Below are 21,959 nucleotides of genomic sequence, written 5' to 3' on the forward strand. Positions count from 1 at the left end.
AATACAGGCCAGTAGCTCAATTGGCAGAGCGTCGGTCTCCAAAACCGAAGGTTGGGGGTTCGATGCCCTCCTGGCCTGCCAACCCAAGAACTATCACTCAAATCATAGATTGCTGCATGTTTTTCAAGAAAGCAACGTTTCTTAATACCACCGATATTGAATTACGGGCTGGGGTTGCATGGCTTCCGGTCGTTTCGTTTACCGATAAGCAGAGTGAGATAGAGTAGTGGACAAGATCAAGTTGGGATTCGCGCTTCTGCTGTTGACCGCGGGTATCGCCGGTTTCTATTACCTGCGCGATAGCGCCATGGTAATTCGCGTTATTTCAGTACTCGGAGGTTTTGTCCTGGCGGGCGTAGTGGTTTGGTTTACCACTCAAGGCAAGCAATTTTATGCTTTCAGCAAGGAGGCATCGGAAGAAACCCGCAAAGTAGTATGGCCGAACCGTAAGGAGACGATGCAGACCACCGGCATCGTCTTTGCCTTTGTTCTCGTGATGGCCTTGTTTTTGTGGATGGTTGATGCGGGCTTGTTGATGGCGGTGAAATATTTGATGGGCCAGGAGGGGTAATGGATAAAAGATGGTATGTGGTTCATGCCTACTCCGGATTTGAGAAGAGTGTGCAACGCGCATTGAAGGAGAGAATCAATCGCGCCGGAATGCAGGACAAGTTTGGACAGATACTGGTTCCGGTAGAAGAAGTTGTTGAGATGAAAGCGGGCCAGAAAAACCTCAGCGAAAGAAAATTCTTTCCTGGTTATGTGCTGGTCGAGATGGATATGACGGACGAGACATGGCATCTGGTCAAAAATACCGCCAAGGTTACCGGCTTTATTGGCGGGTCGGCCATGAAACCGACGCCAATCAGCGAGAAGGAAGTACAGAATATCCTCCATCAGATTCAGGAGGGGGTGGAGAAACCCAAGCCCAAGGTTCTTTTTGAAACGGGTGAGGCAGTGCGCGTCAAGGAAGGCCCCTTTACGGATTTCCACGGCAATGTGGAAGATGTCAATTATGATAAGAGCAAGATCAGGGTATCGGTTTCCATTTTTGGCCGCCCTACTCCGGTGGAACTGGATTTCAGCCAGGTCGAAAAAGCTTGATAGGAAAATAGGGCGGTCACCATCAGTATGGGGTGGCGCCGTGTTTGTTGTTAACCTGGGGAGAGCGCGGTAGCGTTCACTTGTACCCGAGAGGAGAATTATTGTGGCAAAGAAAATAACCGGCTATATCAAGTTGCAAGTGCCGGCAGGCAAGGCCAATCCTAGCCCGCCGATAGGTCCCGCCCTTGGTCAGCGTGGACTGAATATCATGGAGTTTTGCAAGGCATTTAATGCCGCGACGCAGAAAATGGAAGTTGGACTACCGGTGCCGGTTGTTATTACTGCTTACGCCGACAAGAGTTTCACCTTCATAATGAAAACCACCCCGGCGACCGTGCTGATAAAGAAAGCGGCGGGGGTAGGCAAGGGTAGCCCCAAACCGCACACAGATAAGATAGGAAGATTAACACGGAAGCAAGCAGAAGAAATCGCACAGATAAAAATGCCCGATTTGACAGCGGCCGACATGGACGCCGCGGTTCGCACGATAGCCGGTAGTGCCCATAGCATGGGCGTGGAAGTGGAGGGCATATAACATGGCGCACGTATCTAAACGTTTCAAGGCGATTGCCGCAAAGGCGGATCGCAACAAATCCTATTCGCTGCCGGATGCGCTCGGGATCATCAAGGAAACGGCCACTGCAAAATTCGATGAGTCGATTGATGTGGCTGTGAATTTGGGCATTGACGCAAAAAAATCCGACCAGGCGGTGCGCGGTTCAGTGGTTTTGCCGGCAGGCACCGGTAAAACCGTGCGCGTGGCGGTATTTGCCCAGGGTGACAAGGCCAAGGAGGCGCTTGCCGCGGGCGCGGATATTGTCGGGTTTGAAGATCTGGCGGAACAGATTAAAGCAGGGAATATTGATTTTGATGTAGCCATCGCCAGTCCGGATGCAATGCGCGTGGTGGGGCAATTGGGACAAATACTCGGCCCCCGGGGCCTGATGCCTAATCCCAAGGTCGGGACAGTGACGCCGGATGTTGCGGGTGCAGTGAGGAATGCCAAAGCAGGGCAAGTGCAATATCGTGCCGACAAAGGCGGTATCGTTCAGTGCACTATTGGTCGCGCATCTTTCACGGCAGAGGCATTGACGCAAAATTTGACGGCGCTGCTGGACGCGCTCAACAAATCCAAGCCTGCTACCTCCAAAGGAATTTATCTGAGAAAGATATCAGTCTCCAGCACGATGGGGATAGGGGTCAGGGTTGATCAGACCAGCATGCGGTAGCATTTACCGATTTGGCAGAATGCCTGTAAAGAATTTGTAAGACTTTGGGCCATCGGATAGGCGCGTCGCGCTGATTCGGTGGGTTATCAAAGACCGCTGGGGTTGTTGGGTAATGACAGACAAAGGCAATAAGCGGTAAACCGGCTTATTGGCCGAGTCGGAGCAAGTCACTACCGAATAACTTAATTTGCAAAATAGAAACGGAAAAGAGTGCGGCGACTATGTTTTACCAGTCGCGCTTTGCTTTTCCACCATCTCCAAGCACCCAGCGCAGATGGCGTGCCCAAAAACAGGAAAAGATTTAACTCCTGATTTAAGGTCGCCGGTTCGCGGTACCGAGTCGGTGAGAGGTTTCGAGCAGGGTGACTTTGTTCAGCTTGCCAGATGCCTAAGATACCATAACTCGGCATCGTATTTTAACTGATGGAGAACGTGCCTTGAGTCTAAATTTAGAAGAGAAAAAAGCGGTAGTCGCTGACGTCAGTGCTCAAGTGGCGAACGCCCAGGCCATCATCATTGCGGAGTATCGGGGGCTCGGAGTCGGACATATGACTCAATTGCGGGCTAAAGCGCGCCAGTCGGGAATATATTTCCGGGTGCTGAAAAACTCGCTTGCACGCCGTGCTGTAACGGATACGCCGTTTTCAGGTCTTTCCGAGCATATGGTCGGACCTTTGGCATATGGTATTGGAAGTGACCCCGTTGCGGCGGCAAAAGTGCTGCACGAGTTTTCCAGGACCAATGACAAATTGGTAATCAAGGCTGGAGCGATGGCTAATCTGGTGATGTCCAGCAACGACATCGCGAATTTGGCTTCCCTTCCCAGTCGCGACGAGTTGCTTGCGAAGCTGTTAGGTACCATGCAGGCGCCGGTTGCCACCTTTGTACGGACACTCAATGAAGTACCTACCCGTTTTGTCCGTGGCCTTGCAGCCGTCCGGGACCAGAAAGAAGCCGCTTAATCCGGTTTTCGCTTTGCTGCGAGACCGTAAACCATCATGAGATTAATTATCAGGAGAAAATCATGGCGATAGCCAAAGCAGAAATTTTAGAATCGATCGCAAATATGACCGTGCTGGAGCTTTCCCAGCTGATCAAGGAAATGGAAGAGAAATTTGGTGTTTCAGCTGCTGCCGCAACCGTCGCGGCTGCTGCGCCTGCAGCCGGCGGTGCTGCTGCTGCGGCTGAGGAGCAAACCGAATTCACGGTCATGCTGACAGCTATCGGCGAGAGCAAGGTTAACGTGATCAAGGTGGTTCGCGCCGTTACAGGGCTGGGTCTGAAAGAAGCGAAGGATCTGGTGGATGCTGCGCCCAAGCCAGTCAAGGAAGGTATCCCGAAAGCCGACGCTGAAGCAATCCAGAAACAACTGGCTGAAGCCGGTGCTACCGCGGAAATTAAATAAAAGTAAAGCAGCAAGACCAGCTGGCGGCGTGAAAGACGCCGTCAGGTTCTGGTTTTTTTAACGTCTGGATTTCCGCATTTTTTGTGCGGCAGCACACTCAGCACGGTAGCTAAAATCAGGTACTCTGCTCCAATTTTCTACCCATCTGTCTTCTGACCTCCCGGAGAGATTCCATGAGCTATTCGTTTACCGAGAAAAAACGTATACGTAAGAGTTTCGCAAAGCGCGCAAGCGTTTTGCCGATTCCCTTTCTTCTCGCTACTCAAATCGAATCTTACGCAGCGTTTCTACAAGCTCAAGTCGAGCCCGATCACCGGGCCACCGAGGGATTGCAGGCAGCGTTTATGTCGATATTTCCGATCGAGAGCCATTCCAAGAACGCTCGCCTCGATTTCGTCAATTATGTGCTCGGCATGCCGCCGTTTGATGTCAAGGAATGCCAGCAACGCGGCCTGACTTATGCCTCTCCGCTGCGAGCCAAAGTGCGGCTGACGATTATGGATAAGGAGGCGTCCAAGCCGACAGTGAGGGAGGTGAAGGAGCAGGAAGTTTACATGGGGGAAATTCCTCTCATGACCAACACCGGTTCGTTCGTTATTAACGGGACGGAGCGCGTAATTGTGTCGCAACTGCATCGCTCTCCAGGGGTGTTTTTCGAGCATGACCGCGGTAAAACGCACTCATCCGGTAAACTGCTTTTTTCGGCTCGCATTATTCCTTACCGCGGTTCCTGGCTCGACTTCGAGTTCGATCCGAAGGATTATCTCTACTTCCGCGTCGACCGGCGCCGTAAAATGCCGATCACCGTATTGCTGAAAGCAATAGGCTATACGCCGGAGCAGATTCTGGAAAACTTCTTTTCTTTCGACACTTTCCATCTGTCCCAGAAAGGAATTCTTTTTGAATTGATACCGGAGCGCTTGCGTGGCGATACTGCGCGCTTCGACATCGTCTCGAAGAGCGGCAAGGTCATTGTCCAGAAGGATAAGCGAATCACGGTCAAGCATGTTCGTGAAATGCAGCAGGCAGGCATAGACAAGCTCGCGGTTTCGGAAGAGTTTCTGTTGGGACGGGTGTTGGGGCATAACGTAATAGATAAAGAAACAGGCGAAGTCCTGGCGCTTGCCAACGACGAGATCACGGAAGTTCTGCTCGCCAAACTGCATGAGTCGAACATAGAAGAGATTCACACGATTTATACGAACGATCTCGATCAGGGTGCTTACATATCGCAAACCTTGAGAATAGACGAGACGATGGACCAGATGACGGCGCAAGTTGCAATCTATCGCATGATGCGTCCGGGTGAGCCGCCTACCGAGGAAGCTGTCAAGGCATTGTTCAACGGCTTGTTCTACGCGCCGGAACGGTATGACCTTTCGGTGGTTGGGCGGATGAAATTCAATCGCCGTGTGGGCAAGACCGAACTGGATGGTTCGACGACCTTGTCAAATGAGGACATCATTGCGGTGATCAAGATTCTGGTCGAGTTGCGCAATGGGCGCGGCGAGATCGATGATATCGATCATCTTGGTAATCGCCGGGTGCGCTCAGTCGGTGAACTGGCGGAAAACCAGTTTCGTTCCGGCCTGGTGCGGGTCGAAAGGGCGGTGAAGGAACGGCTCAGTCAGGCTGAGTCAGATAATCTCATGCCCCATGATTTGATTAATGCAAAGCCGGTATCGGCTGCGGTGCGGGAATTCTTCGGTTCCAGCCAGCTGTCGCAATTCATGGACCAGACCAACCCACTTTCCGAAATTACGCATAAGCGCCGCGTGTCTGCGCTGGGACCGGGGGGGCTGACGCGTGAACGGGCAGGGTTTGAGGTACGTGATGTGCATCCCACTCATTATGGCCGGGTATGTCCGATTGAAACACCGGAAGGTCCGAATATCGGCCTGATCAACTCGTTGGCGCTGTATGCCCGCACCAACGAATATGGTTTCATGGAAACGCCTTACAGCAAGGTTAAAAACGGCAGCGTAACCAATGAAATCGACTACTTATCGGCAATTGAGGAAGGCCAGTATGTGATTGCCCAGGCGAATGCAGAACTGGATCGTGACGGCGGATTTACCAACGACATTGTTTCATGCCGCCACAGGAACGAATTTACCCTGTCGACACCCGACCGGATAGAGTACATGGACGTGGCCCCTGCGCAGATCGTGTCCGTGGCCGCTTCATTGATTCCGTTTCTGGAACATGACGATGCCAATCGCGCGCTGATGGGCTCCAACATGCAGCGGCAGGCGGTGCCTTGTCTGCGTGCCGAGAAGCCTCTTGTCGGTACGGGCATCGAACGGGTGGTGGCGGTGGATTCCGGCACCGCCGTAAAGGCAGTACGGGGTGGCGTCGTGGATTACGTGGATTCGAGCCGCATCGTGGTGCGTGTGCATGACATCGAAACGCGTGCCGGCGAAGTGGGCGTAGACATCTACAACCTGACCAAATACACCCGTTCCAACCAGAATACGAATATAAATCAGCGGCCGCTGGTAAAAGTGGGGGATGTCATTGCACGCGGCGACGTGGTAGCTGATGGCGCTTCGACCGACAAGGGCGAGCTTGCGCTGGGGCAAAACATGCTGGTCGCGTTCATGCCCTGGAATGGCTACAACTTCGAGGACTCGATTCTTATCTCAGAGCGCATTGTCGCTGACGACCGTTTCACGTCGATTCACATCGAAGAGTTGTCGGTAGTGAGCCGTGATACCAAATTGGGAACGGAAGAAATAACCGGGGATATTTCCAACCTTTCCGAAGTGCAGCTCGGACGCCTTGATGCATCAGGGATCGTTCATATCGGCGCGGAAGTGGAAGCCGGTGATGTGCTGGTAGGGAAAGTCACGCCCAAGGGTGAGACCCAGTTGACCCCCGAGGAAAAGCTGTTGCGGGCCATTTTTGGCGAGAAAGCTTCCGATGTAAAGGATACGTCGCTGCGTGTGCCATCCGGCATTTCGGGAACTGTCATCGACGTGCAGGTTTTTACCCGCGAAGGGATAGAGCGTGACAAACGCGCCCAGCAGATCATCGAGGACGAACTGAAGCGGTACAAGAAAGATCTGGCTGATCAGATGCGGATTGTGGAGGCCGATGCTTTTGTGCGTATCGAGCGTTTGCTCAAGGGCAAGATCGCAACGGGCGGACCCAAAAAACTTGTCAAGGGCGCGCCGATTACCAAGGAATATCTGGATAGCATCGATCCCCATCATTGGTTTGATATCCGCATGTCTGACGAGGAGGCAAGTCTCCAGCTCGAACAGGTCGAGGAGGGTCTCGCGCAGAAGCGCAGGGCGTTCGACGCCGCTTTTGAAGAAAAGAAAAAGAAACTTACCCAAGGTGATGAATTGCCGCCGGGGGTACAGAAAATGGTCAAGGTTTATGTCGCAGTGAAGCGACGTCTGCAACCCGGGGACAAAATGGCCGGCCGCCATGGCAACAAGGGGGTGATTTCCAAGATCGTACCGGTGGAAGATATGCCTTATATGGCTGATGGCACACCAGTCGATGTGGTGCTGAATCCGCTGGGCGTCCCATCGCGGATGAATGTGGGACAAATTCTTGAAACCCATCTTGGCTGGGCCGCGAAAGGATTGGGAAGGAAGATAGGCGATATGCTGAGCGCCGGTAGTCGCACGGCCGAAATCCGGGATCTGCTCGACAAGATTTATAACACCAGCGGAAAGCCCGAGGATATCGCTTCGCTGACGGATGGAGAGATCATGGATCTGGCGGAAAATTTGAAGGACGGCGTGCCTTTCGCAACGCCGGTATTCGACGGCGCCACCGAAAAGGAGATCAAGGATATGCTGGAACTTGCCGGTCTTCCCCGATCCGGTCAAGTGACGCTCTATGATGGCAGAACTGGCGAGTCATTCGACCGTCCTGTGACGGTGGGCTATATGCATGTGCTGAAACTGCATCACCTGGTGGACGACAAGATGCACGCCCGCTCCACCGGACCTTACAGTCTAGTGACCCAGCAACCGCTTGGCGGCAAAGCCCAGTTCGGGGGTCAGCGCTTCGGTGAAATGGAGGTATGGGCACTCGAAGCATATGGGGCGGCCTATACCCTTCAGGAAATGCTGACAGTCAAGTCCGATGACGTGAATGGGCGTACGAAGGTTTACGAGAGTATCGTCAAGGGCGACCACAAGATCGACGCCGGCATGCCGGAATCATTTAACGTACTGGTCAAGGAAATTCGTTCGTTGGCGATGGATATCGATCTGGACCGGCATTAGTGTTCATATAAAAGTGCAGAGATTTAAAACATTTATTTCCCTGCTGTTTCACCGGATAATTTTTTGTATCGACGCCTGATCAACAGGAGTGACAAATGAAAGCACTGCTTGATTTATTCAAACAGGTTACGCAGAAAGAAGAGTTCGATTCGATCAAGATCGGTCTGGCTTCTCCAGAGAAAATACGTTCCTGGTCCTATGGTGAGGTGAAGAAGCCGGAAACCATCAATTACCGTACCTTCAAGCCGGAACGGGATGGGTTGTTCTGCGCCAAGATTTTTGGCCCCGTGAAGGACTACGAATGCTTATGCGGAAAGTATAAACGTTTGAAACATCGCGGCGTGATCTGCGAGAAATGTGGTGTAGAAGTTACGCTGTCGAAGGTTCGCCGCGAGCGGATGGGGCATATCGAACTGGCTTCGCCCGTGGCTCACATCTGGTTTCTGAAATCGCTGCCATCACGCCTGGGCATGGTGCTGGATATGACTCTGCGCGATATCGAGCGGGTGCTCTACTTCGAGGCTTACGTAGTCACCGACCCCGGGATGACGCCTCTCCAGCGGTGTCAGTTGCTGACCGACGATGATTATCGCGCCAAAACGGAAGAATACGGGGACGATTTTCGCGCCAGCATGGGTGCGGAAGGGATACGCGATTTGTTGGGCAATCTGAACATTCGCGTGGAAATTGATAATCTCCGTCGCGAGATGGGTACCACCGGTTCCGAAACCAAGATGAAGAAGATATCCAAGCGTCTGAAAGTGCTGGAGGCCTTCAGTAAATCCGGTATTAAGCCGGAGTGGATGGTTTTGGCCGTACTGCCCGTGCTGCCGCCTGAGTTGCGCCCGCTGGTGCCACTGGACGGCGGCCGTTTCGCTACTTCCGATCTGAACGATTTATATCGACGAGTCATTAATCGCAATAATCGCCTGAAGCGCCTGCTCGAGTTGAAAGCGCCAGAAATCATTGTGCGCAATGAGAAGCGCATGCTGCAGGAAGCGGTGGATTCATTATTGGATAATGGCCGCCGGGGCAAGGCAATGACCGGCGCCAACAAGCGGCCGCTAAAATCCCTCGCCGACATGATCAAGGGCAAGGGTGGACGGTTCCGCCAGAATCTGCTGGGCAAACGCGTCGATTACTCCGGACGGTCTGTCATCGTGGTCGGTCCGCAGCTTAAACTGCACCAGTGCGGCTTGCCGAAGAAGATGGCGCTGGAATTGTTCAAGCCGTTCATCTTCAACAAGCTCGAAATCATGGGTATCGCAAGTACCATCAAGGCGGCAAAGCGCGAGGTGGAAAACGAAAGCCCTGTCGTGTGGGACATTCTCGAAGATGTTATTCGCGAGCACCCGGTAATGCTAAATCGGGCCCCGACGTTGCATCGTCTGGGCATTCAGGCATTCGAGCCGGTGCTGATAGAAGGGAAGGCAATTCAATTGCATCCGCTGGTATGTGCAGCGTTCAATGCGGACTTCGACGGTGATCAGATGGCTGTTCATGTGCCGTTATCCCTGGAAGCGCAAATGGAGTGCCGCACGCTCATGATGTCGACCAATAATGTTCTGTCGCCGGCGAACGGCGAACCGATCATCGTTCCGTCGCAGGATATCGTGCTGGGCCTTTACTACACTACCCGGGAAAGAATCAATGCTCGAGGCGAGGGTATGATTTTTTCCAACATGAGCGAAGTATCGCGCGCTTACGAGAGTCGTATCATTGAGCTGAACGCCAGGATCACGGTTCGCATCAAGGAATATGATGTGGATGCGGAAGGCGAGCGTCTCGAGAAGGTGACGCGTTACGAAACTACCGTGGGACGAGCGCTCCTGTCTGAAATTCTCCCTGCCGGGCTACCTTTTCCGCTAATTAACAAAGTACTGAAGAAAAAGGAGATTTCCAAGCTCATCAATGCCAGTTTCCGGCGCTGCGGACTTCGCGAGACCGTAATTTTCGCCGACAAGCTGATGTATGCCGGCTTCAGCTACGCGACTCGCGCGGGTATTTCCATCTGTCTGGACGATATGCTCACGCCCGTGCAGAAAGATGACATTATCAGTTCTTCCGAGAGGGAAGTGCAGGAGATCGAAGTTCAGTATACCTCCGGCTTGGTGACTCAAGGCGAACGCTACAATAAGGTAGTGGACATATGGGGCCGCGCGGGCGATCAGGTTGCCAAGGCCATGATGGATCAGTTGGGAGTCGAGCCGATAATCGACCCGGCAACAGGGGAAGTCCAAAATGACAAGAAAGGCAAACCCCTGACGCAGGAATCATTTAATTCGATCTACATGATGGCGGACTCGGGCGCCCGGGGTTCTGCCGCCCAGATTCGGCAGCTCGCCGGAATGCGCGGCTTGATGGCGAAGCCCGATGGTTCAATTATCGAAACGCCTATCACGGCAAATTTCCGTGAAGGATTGAACGTGCTGCAGTATTTTATTTCCACCCACGGAGCACGTAAAGGCTTGGCCGATACCGCGCTCAAGACCGCAAATTCCGGCTATCTTACTCGTCGCCTGGTTGATGTGACGCAGGATCTCGTGGTAACGCAGGATGACTGCGGAACCAGTAACGGGGCCGTGTTGAAGGCGTTGGTGGAAGGCGGAGAAGTGATTGAGGCGCTGCGTGAACGCATCCTTGGGCGAGTATGTGCTAACGATATCATTGATCCCGAACATCAGGAGGTGATTTATCCGGCGGGTGCGTTACTGGATGAGAGTGCGGTCGACGCCATTGAAGCGCTGGGTATTGATGAGGTCAAGGTGCGTACGCCGCTTACCTGTGAGACTCGCTATGGTTTATGCGCCAAATGCTACGGGCGTGACCTGGGGCGGGGCACGCCGGTAAATGTGGGCGAGGCCGTGGGTGTGATTGCGGCTCAGTCAATAGGCGAACCGGGTACTCAGCTTACTATGCGCACCTTCCACATCGGCGGCGCGGCATCCAGAACAGCCGTGGTCAGCCAGGTAGAGAGCAAATCTAACGGCACGGTGCGATATTCACCGACCATGCGTTACGTGACCAATGCACGCAACGAGCTGATCGCAATTTCCCGCAGCGGCGAAGTCGTGGTACATGATGATAACGGCCGTGAACGTGAACGCCATAAGGCGCCTTACGGGGCAACGTTGCTGATCCGCGACGGCGAAGTGGTAAAGGCGGGACAGGTATTGGCAGCGTGGGACCCCCACACTCGTCCCATCATTACCGAATATGCGGGCAAAATTCGCTTCGAGAACGTGGAAGAGGGCGTCACCGTGGCCAAGCAGATAGACGAAGTCACCGGCTTGTCCACGCTCGTAGTGATTGACCCGAAGCGACGCGGCGTCGTGCAAACAAAGGGCTTGCGGCCGATGGTGAAGCTTCTGGATGAAGAGGGCAAAGAAGTGCGGTTGGCAGGTAGTAATTTATCTGTCAGCATCACCTTCCAGATTGGCTCCGTCATTACCGTGCGGGATGGGCAGCAGGTAAGCGTAGGCGAAGTATTGGCACGTATTCCCCAGGAAAGCTCGAAAACGCGCGACATTACGGGTGGCTTGCCCCGTGTCGCAGAGTTGTTTGAGGCCCGCTCTCCCAAGGATGCCGGCGTGCTGGCAGAGGTAACCGGCATCGTCTCGTTCGGCAAGGATACTAAAGGCAAGCAACGCCTCGTCATTACCGATCTGGACGGCGTTTCACATGAGTATCTTATTCCGAAGGACAAACACGTCACGGCCCATGATGGCCAGGTCGTGAATAAGGGAGAAAGCATTGTCGATGGGCCTGCGGATCCGCATGATATTCTCCGTTTGTTGGGGGTGGAAGCGCTTGCACGCTACATCACCGACGAAGTCCAGGATGTGTACCGGCTGCAAGGCGTCAAGATCAACGACAAGCACATCGAGGTGATCGTTCGCCAGATGCTGCGCCGTGTGCAAATCGTGGATGCCGGCGATACGCGCTTTATTCCCGGCGAGCAGGTTGAGCGCGCAGATATGCTGGCGGAGAACGAACAGGTGGCGCTGGAGAACAAGCAGCCGGCATCCTATGAATTCATGCTGCTGGGTATCACGAAGGCGTCGCTGTCGACGGATTCGTTCATTTCCGCGGCTTCCTTTCAGGAAACCACTCGTGTGCTGACCGAAGCGGCAATCATGGGCAAAAAGGACGATTTGCGAGGTTTGAAGGAAAACGTCATCGTCGGGCGGCTCATTCCCGCGGGTACAGGCCTGACTTTTCATAATACCCGCAAGAAACAGAGGCAGTTGTTAAACGCGGCCGAGAATCATGGCTTGGGCGAGGAAGATGCGGGAGAAATGAGAAGCAGTGGATACACCGTGTAAGGATCAGGGGAAATCGGGTCAGCCGTTCATGCAAGGCAATGCCAATCCTGTTGGCGCTTGATGGAAGAACTATAAATTATGCCAATTGATATCAACGCCATAATTGCCGAGACTCGTGGGAAAAACTTCGAGCTTTACGAAAACCATGTGAACCCGGTCTTCGTGAAGGTGCTGCGCACGCTTGGCTTCAACCGCACATGGGTGAAGGGCGAAGGGCCCTACCTTTGGGATGAGGCTGGCACCCGGTATCTTGATTTTCTTACCAACTGGGGTGTATTCAACTTCGGCCGTCGTCACCCAGCGATTCGACAGGCCTTGCAGCAGGTGCTGGACTCCGATTTTCCTGGATGGGTTGGTTTTGACGCCCCGCCGCTCGCAGCCGCCCTGGCTCATGAACTGGTGAAGCGGATGTCGCCTGGCCTCGACACCGTATATTTCAGTAATTCAGGAACCGAAGCTATCGAAGCGGCTATAAAATTTGCCCGCGGATACACAGGGCGCCCGTGTACCGCTCACCTTGCCAAGGCTTTCCACGGTCTCACCATGGGGGCGTTATCCCTGAATGGAGAAGCAAGTTTCCGAAGGGGCTTCGAACCCATGCTCCCCGGTAGCTCGGAAGTGAAACTGGGTGATCTGGCGGGCCTGGAGGCGCGTCTTGTCCAGGGCGATGTCGCTGCCTTTGTCTTTGAGCCAATCCAGGGCAAGGGGGTTAACATTGCCAGCAGCGAATATCTCCTGGGTGCGCAGCATCTATGCCGGAAATACGGCACACTGATGATTTGCGATGAGGTTCAATCAGGTATGGGGCGAACCGGACGCTTTCTCGCGAGCCAGTGGATCGAGGACCTGCAGCCCGACATCATCTGTCTCTCGAAAGCGCTCTCCGGGGGCTATATTCCGGTAGGCGCGACCATTACGCGTCGTGCAATTTACGACAGCGTTTACGATAGCATGCATCGTGCAATTGTTCATGCTTCCACTTTTGGTATGGGGAACATGGCGATGGCTGCGGGGTTGGCTTCCTTGAGTGTTCTGGACGATGAAAAGCTCATGGAACGCGCCATGGAACTCGGAGCGCGCTTTCGCAACGGTATCGAGGCCATGGTGCCGCGCTTCGAGTTTCTGAAGGGGGTGCGCCAGCGGGGGTTGATGATTGCCATTGAGTTTGGGCAGCCGGAATCGATGTCTCTTAGAGCCGCTTGGGCTATGGTCAACAAGATGGATGAAAACCTTTTTGCTCAGGCAATCGTTCTCCCCCTTCTGGATGATCATCACATTCTTACCCAGGTAGCGGGCCACGCCATGCCTATCGTGAAAATTCTTCCGCCGTTGAACATCACGGAATCCGATGTGGATTGGTTCCTGGATGCGCTGGAAGATGTGATGATAAAACTGCACAAGTTTCCCGGACCCGCTTGGGAAGTATTGAAGAAGCTGGGCAATCACGCACTTACCGCCAAACGCCGGGAGGTACGCGCAGCCTCCAGTTGACGTGCCACGCGCAAGGGAACGGTTTCACTGGCCTCGAAACTGACGGGAATCATGAACAGAACCCGCTTTTCCGTCCGTGTCGAATTGTTAACCGGGCTCCACCGGGGTGTACAATCGGATCCCTCGGTACGTCTGCTCATAAAGCGGAACGAATCGAGTACTTTGATTGCTGAGGCTTGATCGGTAACTTCATCAGGGATGCATTGTCCCGTCAGAGCTTTTTTTCATGGGCTTTTCCCGGTCCCGCTTTGGACGGACGGCGCAAGAAAGACTTATCGACGTTCGCGGAATCTGCGGGGGAATGGTTTTTCACGCAAATTCCAAAAAGACTTTAGCTTGACACCAAAGGATAAACCCCATAGAATTCGCAGTTTTTTAGCCGCCCTTGGTCAGATTATTGGCGCGATAAAAATCGAATCTTCATAATTGGCAGCGCGGCGGGTATATCGTCACCTCCGGGTTTTTTAGGAAATAAAAATGCCGACAATCAGTCAGTTAGTACGCAAGCCTCGCGCGGCGCGACGTTTAAAGAGCAAGGTCCCGGCGTTGGGAAACAGTCCCCAGAAACGGGGAGTTTGTACCCGAGTCTATACCACCACGCCAAAGAAACCGAACTCGGCTTTACGAAAAGTGGCGCGGGTTCGTTTGACGAATGGTTTTGAAGTGTCCAGTTATATAGGGGGCGAGGGGCACAATCTGCAGGAGCACTCGGTCGTCCTGATTCGCGGCGGTCGGGTGAAAGATTTGCCAGGCGTTCGCTACCATACCGTGCGGGGTAGTCTCGATACAGCAGGCGTAAAAGATCGTAAGCAGAGCCGTTCAAAATATGGTGCCAAAAAGCCGAAGTCGGCTTAAGAACGTTTGATATTGTCAAACCGAATAAATCAAATCAAAAATTTTATCACTTAAGCTGAATAAATAAGCTGAAAATTACGCCAGGGTCAGAAAATGCCAAGACGGAGAGAAGTTCCAAAACGTGAAATTTTGCCGGACCCCAAGTACCATAATACCGAGGTGGCAAAGTTCGTCAATGTATTGATGACGCGAGGTAAGAAATCGGTGGCAGAGCGGATTATTTACGGCGCGATGGATCAAATTCAGAAGAAAACGGGCAAAGACCCAGTGGAAGTATTCACACAGGCGCTATCTAATGTGCGTCCCATGGTCGAAGTAAAGAGTCGCCGTGTCGGCGGAGCCAACTATCAGGTTCCAGTAGAAGTACGATCGATTCGACGTAATGCGCTGGCAATGCGCTGGTTGCGTGAGGCGGCGCGAAAACGGGCTGAAAAATCAATGGGCGCGCGTCTGGCCGGCGAATTGGCGGAAGCCGCCGAAGGTCGTGGCGGCGCGGTCAAGAAGCGCGAAGAAGTTCATCGTATGGCTGAAGCCAATAAGGCATTTGCCCATTACCGGTTCTAATTGCCATATGCCATAAGGACGAGGTGGTAATCCGGTTCATGGCTGAACCGTTCCCGAAGGAATGCTTTCCTGTTCGTCCAGGCTTTTAGCTCCCGATTGTAAAAATTTTTAAGGTCTGAGGACTGTGTCAAGAAAAACACCCATAGAACGTTACCGGAACATCGGCGTAATGGCGCATATCGATGCTGGTAAGACCACGACCACTGAGCGCATCCTGTTTTATACCGGCGTATCGCACAAGCTTGGCGAGGTACATGACGGTGCGGCTACAATGGATTGGATGGAGCAGGAGCAGGAGCGTGGCATCACCATCACTTCTGCCGCTACCACGTGCTTTTGGAAAGGGATGGAACATAATTATCCCGACCATCGAATCAATATTATTGATACTCCGGGTCACGTCGACTTTACTATTGAGGTAGAGCGGTCGCTGCGTGTTCTTGACGGCGCCTGTACGGTGTTTTGCGCGGTTGGCGGAGTGCAGCCCCAAACCGAAACAGTATGGCGGCAGGCCAACAAATACAAGGTTCCGCGCCTGGCTTTCGTAAACAAAATGGATCGTGCCGGCGCCAATTTCATGCGCGTTTATGAGCAGATCCAGTCTCGCCTGAAAGCGCACCCGGTGCCCGTACAGTTGCCGATCGGTGCCGAGGACAAGTTCGAGGGCGTCGTCGACCTGATTAAAATGAAGGCTATCTACTGGGATGAAGTCAGCCAGGGAACGAAGTTTGAAGAGCGTGATATTCCAGCCAGCTTGCTGGAAAACGCCAAGGTATGGCGCGAGAAAATGGTTGAAACCGCAGCCGAAGCAAATGAAGAGCTGATGAACAAGTACCTTGAGGAAGGGGAATTGTCCGCAACCGACATAAAGCGCGGGTTGCGTATCCGTACCATTGCCAACGAGATCGTGCCCATGCTCTGCGGTTCTGCATTCAAGAATAAGGGAGTGCAGGCAATGCTGGACGCCGTGCTGGATTACTTGCCTTCGCCAGTGGACATTGAGGCGATCAATGGCGAGAAGGAAAATGGCGAACACGCGGAGCGGCATGCAAAAGACGAGGAGCCGTTCGCCGGTCTGGCGTTCAAGATCGCGACTGACCCCTACGTTGGCCAACTGATTTTTTTCCGTGTTTATTCCGGTGTTGTGACCTCGGGCGATACCGTATATAACCCGATCAAGGGGCGGAAAGAGCGGATTGGAAGATTGTTGCAAATGCATGCCAATCAGCGCGAGGAAATCAAGGAAGTTCGCGCTGGAGACATAGCGGCGGCGGTGGGACTGAAGGAAGCAGTTACGGGCGACACATTATGCGACCCAGGTAACGTCATCACCTTGGAGCGCATGATATTTCCCGAGCCGGTGATTCATGTTGCCGTAGAGCCCAAGACCAAGGTTGATCAGGAAAAGATGGGTATCGCATTGAATCGTCTCGCGCAGGAAGATCCGTCTTTCCGGGTTCGTACCGACGAGGAATCAGGGCAGACCATCATATCCGGTATGGGCGAACTGCATCTCGAAATTATTGTAGATCGCATGAAGCGGGAATTTGGCGTGGATGCCAACGTCGGTGCGCCACAAGTGGCTTATCGCGAGGCGATCAAGAAACCGGTCGAGATTGAAGGCAAGTTCATCAAGCAGTCCGGCGGCCGTGGTCAGTATGGCCATGTCTGGCTCAAAATGGAGCCACACGAGGCGGGTAAAGGGTTCGAGTTCGTTGATGCGATCAAGGGCGGAACGGTGCCGCGCGAATACATCCCGGCTGTGGAAAAAGGTCTCCAGGAAACCCTTCCGAACGGTGTGCTGGCCGGCTTCCCCGTAGTGGACGTCAAAGTCACGTTGTTCGACGGTTCCTACCACGACGTCGATTCGAATGAGAATGCCTTCAAGATGGCTGCCTCCATCGCGTTCAAGGATGGTATGCGCAAGGCCAGCCCGGTGCTATTGGAACCGATGATGTCAGTGGAAGTGGAAACTCCGGCGGATTTCATGGGTAACGTGGTGGGCGATCTGTCGTCCCGCCGAGGCATGATTCAGGGCATGGATGATTTGCCCGGCCTCAAGGTGATACGCGCGGAAGTTCCATTGGCGGAAATGTTTGGCTATTCCACTTCGTTAAGGTCCGCGACGCAGGGGCGTGCGACTTATACCATGGAATTCAAGCAATATGCGGAAGCCCCGAAAAATGTAGCCGAAGCAATCATTAATAAGAAATAACCGTCATCAAGTAAAGGACCATCATGGCAAAGAGTAAATTTGAGCGGACGAAGCCTCACGTGAACGTTGGGACGATAGGTCATGTGGATCATGGCAAGACCACATTGACGGCGGCGATCACGATGGTATTGGCGAAGAAGTTTGGAGGCGAGGCGAAGAGTTACGCGCAGATTGACTCGGCGCCGGAAGAGAAGGCGCGGGGCATCACGATCAACACCTCCCATGTTGAATATGAGACGACGAAGCGGCACTACGCGCATGTCGACTGCCCGGGACACGCCGACTACGTCAAGAACATGATAACGGGCGCGGCGCAAATGGACGGGGCGATACTGGTGGTATCGTCTGCTGACGGGCCGATGCCGCAGACGCGCGAACACATCCTTCTTGCACGGCAGGTGGGCGTGCCCTACATCATCGTCTACATGAACAAGGCGGACATGGTAGATGATGCCGAACTGCTGGAACTGGTGGAAATGGAAGTGCGCGAGCTGCTCTCCAAATACAATTTTCCGGGGGACGACACTCCGATCGTCATCGGATCGGCGCTGAAGGCGCTGGAAGGCGACCAGAGCGACATAGGCGAGCCGTCCATTTACAAACTGGCGGATGCGCTGGACAGCTACATACCGGAGCCGGTTCGCGCCGTGGACGGCAGCTTCCTGATGCCGGTGGAAGACGTCTTCTCCATATCCGGGCGCGGCACGGTGGTAACGGGCCGGGTGGAACGGGGCATCGTCAAAGTAGGCGAGGAAATCGAGATAGTCGGATTGAAGCCCACCATCAAGACTGTCTGTACCGGCGTGGAGATGTTCAGGAAACTGCTGGACCAGGGACAGGCTGGCGACAACGTGGGCGTATTGCTGCGCGGCACCAAGCGCGAGGAAGTCGAGCGCGGGCAGGTCCTGTCCAAGCCGGGCAGCATCACCCCGCATACCAAGTTTGCCGCCGAGATATACGTTCTGAGCAAGGAAGAAGGCGGGCGTCATACACCTTTTTTCCAGGGCTACCGTCCCCAGTTCTACTTCCGCACCACTGACGTGACGGGTGCGATTGAACTGCCGGCGGGTACCGAGATGGTGATGCCGGGCGACAATGTGTCGGTGACGGTAAACCTCATTGCGCCGATCGCGATGGAAGAAGGTCTGCGTTTTGCCATTCGCGAGGGCGGCAGAACCGTTGGCGCAGGCGTGGTGGCAAAAATTATAGAGTAACAACAGGATCAAGGATAGGATTTAAGATTCGTACCAGGCAGCATTGAATCGTCAATTCGGAATCCGAATCCTCAACCTGAGGTTTGATTATGCAAAGCCAGAAAATTCGTATTCGCCTGAAGGCGTTTGATTACCGGTTGATAGACAAATCAGCGATGGAGATCGTTGAAACTGCGAAACGTACCGGCGCTGTGGTCAAAGGTCCGGTTCCTTTGCCGACTCGCATTGAGCGCTTCGACGTACTGCGGTCTCCCCATGTTAACAAGACTTCACGCGACCAGTTCGAGATTCGCACTCATCTGCGCCTTATGGACATCATGGATCCCACCGATAAGACCGTCGATGCCCTGATGAAGCTGGACCTCCCAGCCGGCGTGGATGTGGAAATAAAGTTGTGAGTTTTTAAACCGATCTTCAGTTATTCGTCTACTACGAATAACTTGGACTCCTGATTCAATCGGATTTACATCGCCGGTCAATTGTAATCGGCACCTTTTTAAAAAGGTAATTAAAATGAGTTTAGGACTCGTCGGCCGCAAGGTTGGCATGACCCGTATTTTCACCGACGATGGCGACAGCCAGCCGGTCACGGTGCTGGACGTGTCTAACAATCGTGTCACCCAGATTAAAACTCCCGCCACAGACGGGTATTCCGCGGTCCAGGTCACTTTCGGCAAACGTCGCCCCATTCGCGTCAACAAACCTTCGGCAGGGCACTTTGCTAAGGCTGCAGTGGAAGCCGGTCATGTGCTCAAGGAATTTCGGGTGAAGGGGGAGGTAATCAATAACCTCAAGCTAGGTGCGGTAATAGGATCTGAAATATTTCAGGCAGGGCAGAAAGTTGATGTAACCGGTATTTCCATTGGGAAAGGTTACGCCGGCGTGATCAAACGTCATGGTTTTTCCTCAAATCGTGCCAGTCATGGTAATTCGCGTTCCCACAATGTTCCGGGCTCGATAGGGATGGCGCAGGATCCGGGTCGCGTATTCCCGGGAAAACGCATGACGGGACATCTTGGAAGCGTGCAACGCACCACCCAGAATCTTGAAGTGCTCCGGGTAGATGGAGAGCGCGGCCTGTTACTCATCAAGGGTGCGATTCCCGGGTCAAGAGGTGGAGACGTGGTGGTGCATCCAAGCGTGAAGATCAGCAGGATAGGTGCAAAGCCAGCTATCAAGACGGCCGCGAAAAGCGCCACAAAATCCGGTAAGAGGTAGGGTGGATAATGGAACTTAAACTCATCGATGATAACGGCCAGTCAGCAACCAGTGTTGCGGCGTCCGATGTTCTGTTTGGCCGCGAGTATAATGAATCGCTGGTACACCAGGTCGTGACTGCTTATCTTGCCAATGCCCGTAGCGCTAATCGAGCCCAAAAGGGACGTTCCGATGTCGCGAAATCCACCCGCAAGCCCTGGCGGCAGAAGGGTACCGGCCGCGCGCGCGCCGGGATGGCCTCCAGTCCCTTGTGGCGTGGCGGAGGCAAAATCTTTCCCAATAGTCCCTTGGAGAATTTCAGCCATAAGGTCAATCGGAAAATGTATCGAGCGGGTCTCGGTGCCATCCTGTCTCAACTTGCGCGTGAAAACCGCGTGTCGGTGGTAGAGAATTTTGTTATGGATACGCCCAAGACCAAGGTGCTGGCTGATAAATTGAAGAATATGGGATTGGACGAGGTCATGATTATTACTGACCAAATGGATGAGAATCTCTATTTATCATCGCGGAACTTGCCGCGTGTGAAAATAGTGGAAGCGGGCCATGCTGATCCGGTCAGTCTTATGCGTTTTTCGAGCGTACTGATAACACGTGGTGCGTTGACCAAAATGGAGGAGATGCTTGCATGAGTACGCCAACATTTAATCCGGAACGCCTGATGCAAGTAATTCTGTCGCCTCAGGTGTCAGAGAAGGCTACTTTCATAGCCGAAAAATATAACCACGTAATCTTTCGCGTGGCACAAAACGCGACGAAGCCGGAAATCAAGGCGGCTGTCGAGTTGATGTGGAAGGCCCAGAATATCGAGGTCGAAGGTGTGCAAGTAGCAAACGTCAAAGGAAAGGAAAAACGCTTTGGCCGTTTCATGGGGCGTCGCAGCAATTGGAAGAAAGCGTATGTCAGCATCAAGGCCGGCCAGGAAATCAATTTTTCTGAAATTGCTCAAGGAGAAGTCAAGTAATGGCACTGGTTAAAGTCAAACCAACTTCTCCCGGCCGTCGCTCGGTAGTCAAAGTTGTCAATCCGCAGTTGCACAAGGGCGAACCTTATGCTCGGCTGTTGGAAAAGCAAAACCACACCGCAGGTCGTAACAACAAGGGCCACATTACCACTCGTCATATGGGGGGTGGCCACAAGCAGCATTATCGAATTGTGGATTTTCGGCGCAACAAGGATGGAGTAGCCGCCAGGATTGAGCGTTTGGAATATGATCCAAATCGCAGTGCCAACCTGGCACTGCTTTGCTATAGCGATGGCGAGCGCCGCTATATTATTGCGCCGAAGGGTGTCGCGGCTGGCATGCAACTGATGAGCGGCGCGGATGCGCCCATCAAGAACGGCAACGCATTGCCGCTACGTAATATTCCGGTTGGCAGCACCATCCACTGTGTGGAAATGATGCCTGGTAAAGGTGCGCAACTGGCCCGTTCGGCAGGGACATCGGTGCAGCTCCTCGCCCGCGAAGGCGATTACGCTCAGTTGCGCCTCCGTTCGGGGGAGATCCGAAAAGTACACGTGAATTGCCGTGCCACGCTAGGTGAGGTCGGAAACGAGGAGCATAATCTCCGGTCGATTGGCAAGGCCGGCGCACAGCGATGGCGCGGTATCCGGCCCACCGTGCGCGGCGTGGTAATGAATCCCGTAGATCACCCTCATGGCGGTGGTGAAGGTAAAACCGCTGCCGGGCGCCATCCGGTCAGCCCATGGGGAACACCCGCCAAGGGGTTCCGTACGCGCGCCAACAAACGTACAGATGGTATGATCGTACGGCGCCGTTATTCAAATAAAGGATAATGCATCATGGCACGTTCCGTAAAAAAAGGCCCCTTTGTTGACTTGCACCTGATAGCCAAGGTAGAGGCCGCGCGTGCAACCAATGACAAGCGTCCCATCAAAACCTGGTCGCGGCGCTCAACAGTTTTACCGGATTTTATTGGTTTGACTATCGCGGTGCATAACGGTAAGCAGCACGTTCCGGTATATGTTACCGAGAACATGGTCGGGCACAAGCTTGGAGAATTCTCGCATACCCGTACTTTCAAGGGACATTCAGGCGATCGGAAAGCTACGACCGCCAGGAAATAGGAATACT

At 53.5% G+C, this 21,959-nt stretch carries 19 protein-coding genes and 1 tRNA gene; all 20 read left to right on the top strand.

Annotated elements, in window-relative coordinates; all coding sequences use genetic code 11:
- Positions 1-5 precede the first annotated feature (5 nt).
- The 20 genes from BMZ14_RS13955 to rpsS all read left to right on the top strand — a co-directional run bounded on the left by BMZ14_RS13955 (position 6) and on the right by rpsS (position 21,952).
- Positions 6-81, top strand: a tRNA-Trp gene (locus BMZ14_RS13955).
- Positions 82-226: 145 nt separating this feature from the next.
- Complete coding sequence (gene secE / locus BMZ14_RS13960) at positions 227-571, top strand: preprotein translocase subunit SecE (protein ID WP_074798644.1); 345 nt, start codon at positions 227-229, stop codon at positions 569-571.
- A complete protein-coding gene (gene nusG, locus BMZ14_RS13965) occupies positions 571-1,104 on the top strand; it encodes a transcription termination/antitermination protein NusG (protein WP_074798646.1) in 534 nt (177 codons plus the stop codon). Before secE ends, nusG begins: the two co-directional genes overlap by 1 nt.
- 103 nt (positions 1,105-1,207) lie before the next feature.
- Positions 1,208-1,639, top strand: a complete 432-nt coding sequence (gene rplK, locus BMZ14_RS13970) for a 50S ribosomal protein L11 (protein ID WP_074798648.1) — start codon at positions 1,208-1,210, stop codon at positions 1,637-1,639.
- 1 nt (position 1,640) lies between these two features.
- Entirely contained in the window at positions 1,641-2,333 is a 693-nt protein-coding gene (gene rplA, locus BMZ14_RS13975; RefSeq protein ID WP_074798650.1) for a 50S ribosomal protein L1, read from the top strand.
- Between the two features lie 437 nt (positions 2,334-2,770).
- Complete coding sequence (rplJ, locus tag BMZ14_RS13980; RefSeq protein ID WP_074798652.1) at positions 2,771-3,295, top strand: 50S ribosomal protein L10; 525 nt, start codon at positions 2,771-2,773, stop codon at positions 3,293-3,295.
- Positions 3,296-3,357: 62 nt separating this feature from the next.
- Positions 3,358-3,738, top strand: coding sequence for a 50S ribosomal protein L7/L12 (gene rplL / locus BMZ14_RS13985; protein WP_074798654.1), 381 nt, complete (start codon positions 3,358-3,360; stop codon positions 3,736-3,738).
- 173 nt (positions 3,739-3,911) lie between these two features.
- Positions 3,912-7,985, top strand: a complete 4,074-nt coding sequence (rpoB, locus tag BMZ14_RS13990) for a DNA-directed RNA polymerase subunit beta (protein WP_074798656.1) — start codon at positions 3,912-3,914, stop codon at positions 7,983-7,985.
- Between the two features lie 95 nt (positions 7,986-8,080).
- Positions 8,081-12,310, top strand: a complete 4,230-nt coding sequence (gene rpoC / locus BMZ14_RS13995) for a DNA-directed RNA polymerase subunit beta' (protein ID WP_074798658.1) — start codon at positions 8,081-8,083, stop codon at positions 12,308-12,310.
- A gap of 78 nt (positions 12,311-12,388) precedes the next feature.
- On the top strand, positions 12,389-13,801 hold the full coding sequence (locus BMZ14_RS14000; RefSeq protein WP_074798660.1) for an aspartate aminotransferase family protein: 1,413 nt from the start codon (positions 12,389-12,391) through the stop codon (positions 13,799-13,801).
- A 477-nt stretch (positions 13,802-14,278) separates the two neighbouring features.
- Positions 14,279-14,656, top strand: coding sequence for a 30S ribosomal protein S12 (rpsL, locus tag BMZ14_RS14005; protein ID WP_074798662.1), 378 nt, complete (start codon positions 14,279-14,281; stop codon positions 14,654-14,656).
- Between the two features lie 93 nt (positions 14,657-14,749).
- Positions 14,750-15,220 (top strand): 30S ribosomal protein S7, encoded by a 471-nt coding sequence (rpsG, locus tag BMZ14_RS14010; protein ID WP_074798664.1) that lies wholly within the window; start codon positions 14,750-14,752, stop codon positions 15,218-15,220.
- A 124-nt stretch (positions 15,221-15,344) separates the two neighbouring features.
- The gene (fusA, locus tag BMZ14_RS14015; RefSeq protein WP_074798666.1) at positions 15,345-17,435 is read left to right on the top strand and encodes an elongation factor G; all 2,091 of its coding nucleotides are present in this window, start codon (positions 15,345-15,347) and stop codon (positions 17,433-17,435) included.
- Between the two features lie 23 nt (positions 17,436-17,458).
- A complete protein-coding gene (gene tuf / locus BMZ14_RS14020; protein ID WP_074798668.1) occupies positions 17,459-18,649 on the top strand; it encodes an elongation factor Tu in 1,191 nt (396 codons plus the stop codon).
- Positions 18,650-18,738: 89 nt separating this feature from the next.
- On the top strand, positions 18,739-19,047 hold the full coding sequence (gene rpsJ / locus BMZ14_RS14025; RefSeq protein WP_004180980.1) for a 30S ribosomal protein S10: 309 nt from the start codon (positions 18,739-18,741) through the stop codon (positions 19,045-19,047).
- A 115-nt stretch (positions 19,048-19,162) separates the two neighbouring features.
- A complete protein-coding gene (rplC, locus tag BMZ14_RS14030; RefSeq protein ID WP_074798671.1) occupies positions 19,163-19,867 on the top strand; it encodes a 50S ribosomal protein L3 in 705 nt (234 codons plus the stop codon).
- A gap of 8 nt (positions 19,868-19,875) precedes the next feature.
- Positions 19,876-20,496, top strand: a complete 621-nt coding sequence (gene rplD / locus BMZ14_RS14035) for a 50S ribosomal protein L4 (protein ID WP_074798673.1) — start codon at positions 19,876-19,878, stop codon at positions 20,494-20,496.
- Complete coding sequence (gene rplW, locus BMZ14_RS14040) at positions 20,493-20,828, top strand: 50S ribosomal protein L23 (RefSeq protein ID WP_074798675.1); 336 nt, start codon at positions 20,493-20,495, stop codon at positions 20,826-20,828. Before rplD ends, rplW begins: the two co-directional genes overlap by 4 nt.
- Positions 20,828-21,661: a 50S ribosomal protein L2 gene (gene rplB / locus BMZ14_RS14045; protein WP_074798678.1), complete on the top strand. Its 834-nt coding sequence runs from the start codon at positions 20,828-20,830 to the stop codon at positions 21,659-21,661. Before rplW ends, rplB begins: the two co-directional genes overlap by 1 nt.
- Before the next feature lie 6 nt (positions 21,662-21,667).
- Positions 21,668-21,952: a 30S ribosomal protein S19 gene (gene rpsS / locus BMZ14_RS14050; protein ID WP_074798680.1), complete on the top strand. Its 285-nt coding sequence runs from the start codon at positions 21,668-21,670 to the stop codon at positions 21,950-21,952.
- Positions 21,953-21,959 lie beyond the last annotated feature (7 nt).

The sequence above is a fragment of the Nitrosospira briensis genome, from assembly GCF_900115125.1.
Classification (GTDB): Bacteria; Pseudomonadota; Gammaproteobacteria; order Burkholderiales; family Nitrosomonadaceae; genus Nitrosospira; species Nitrosospira briensis_A.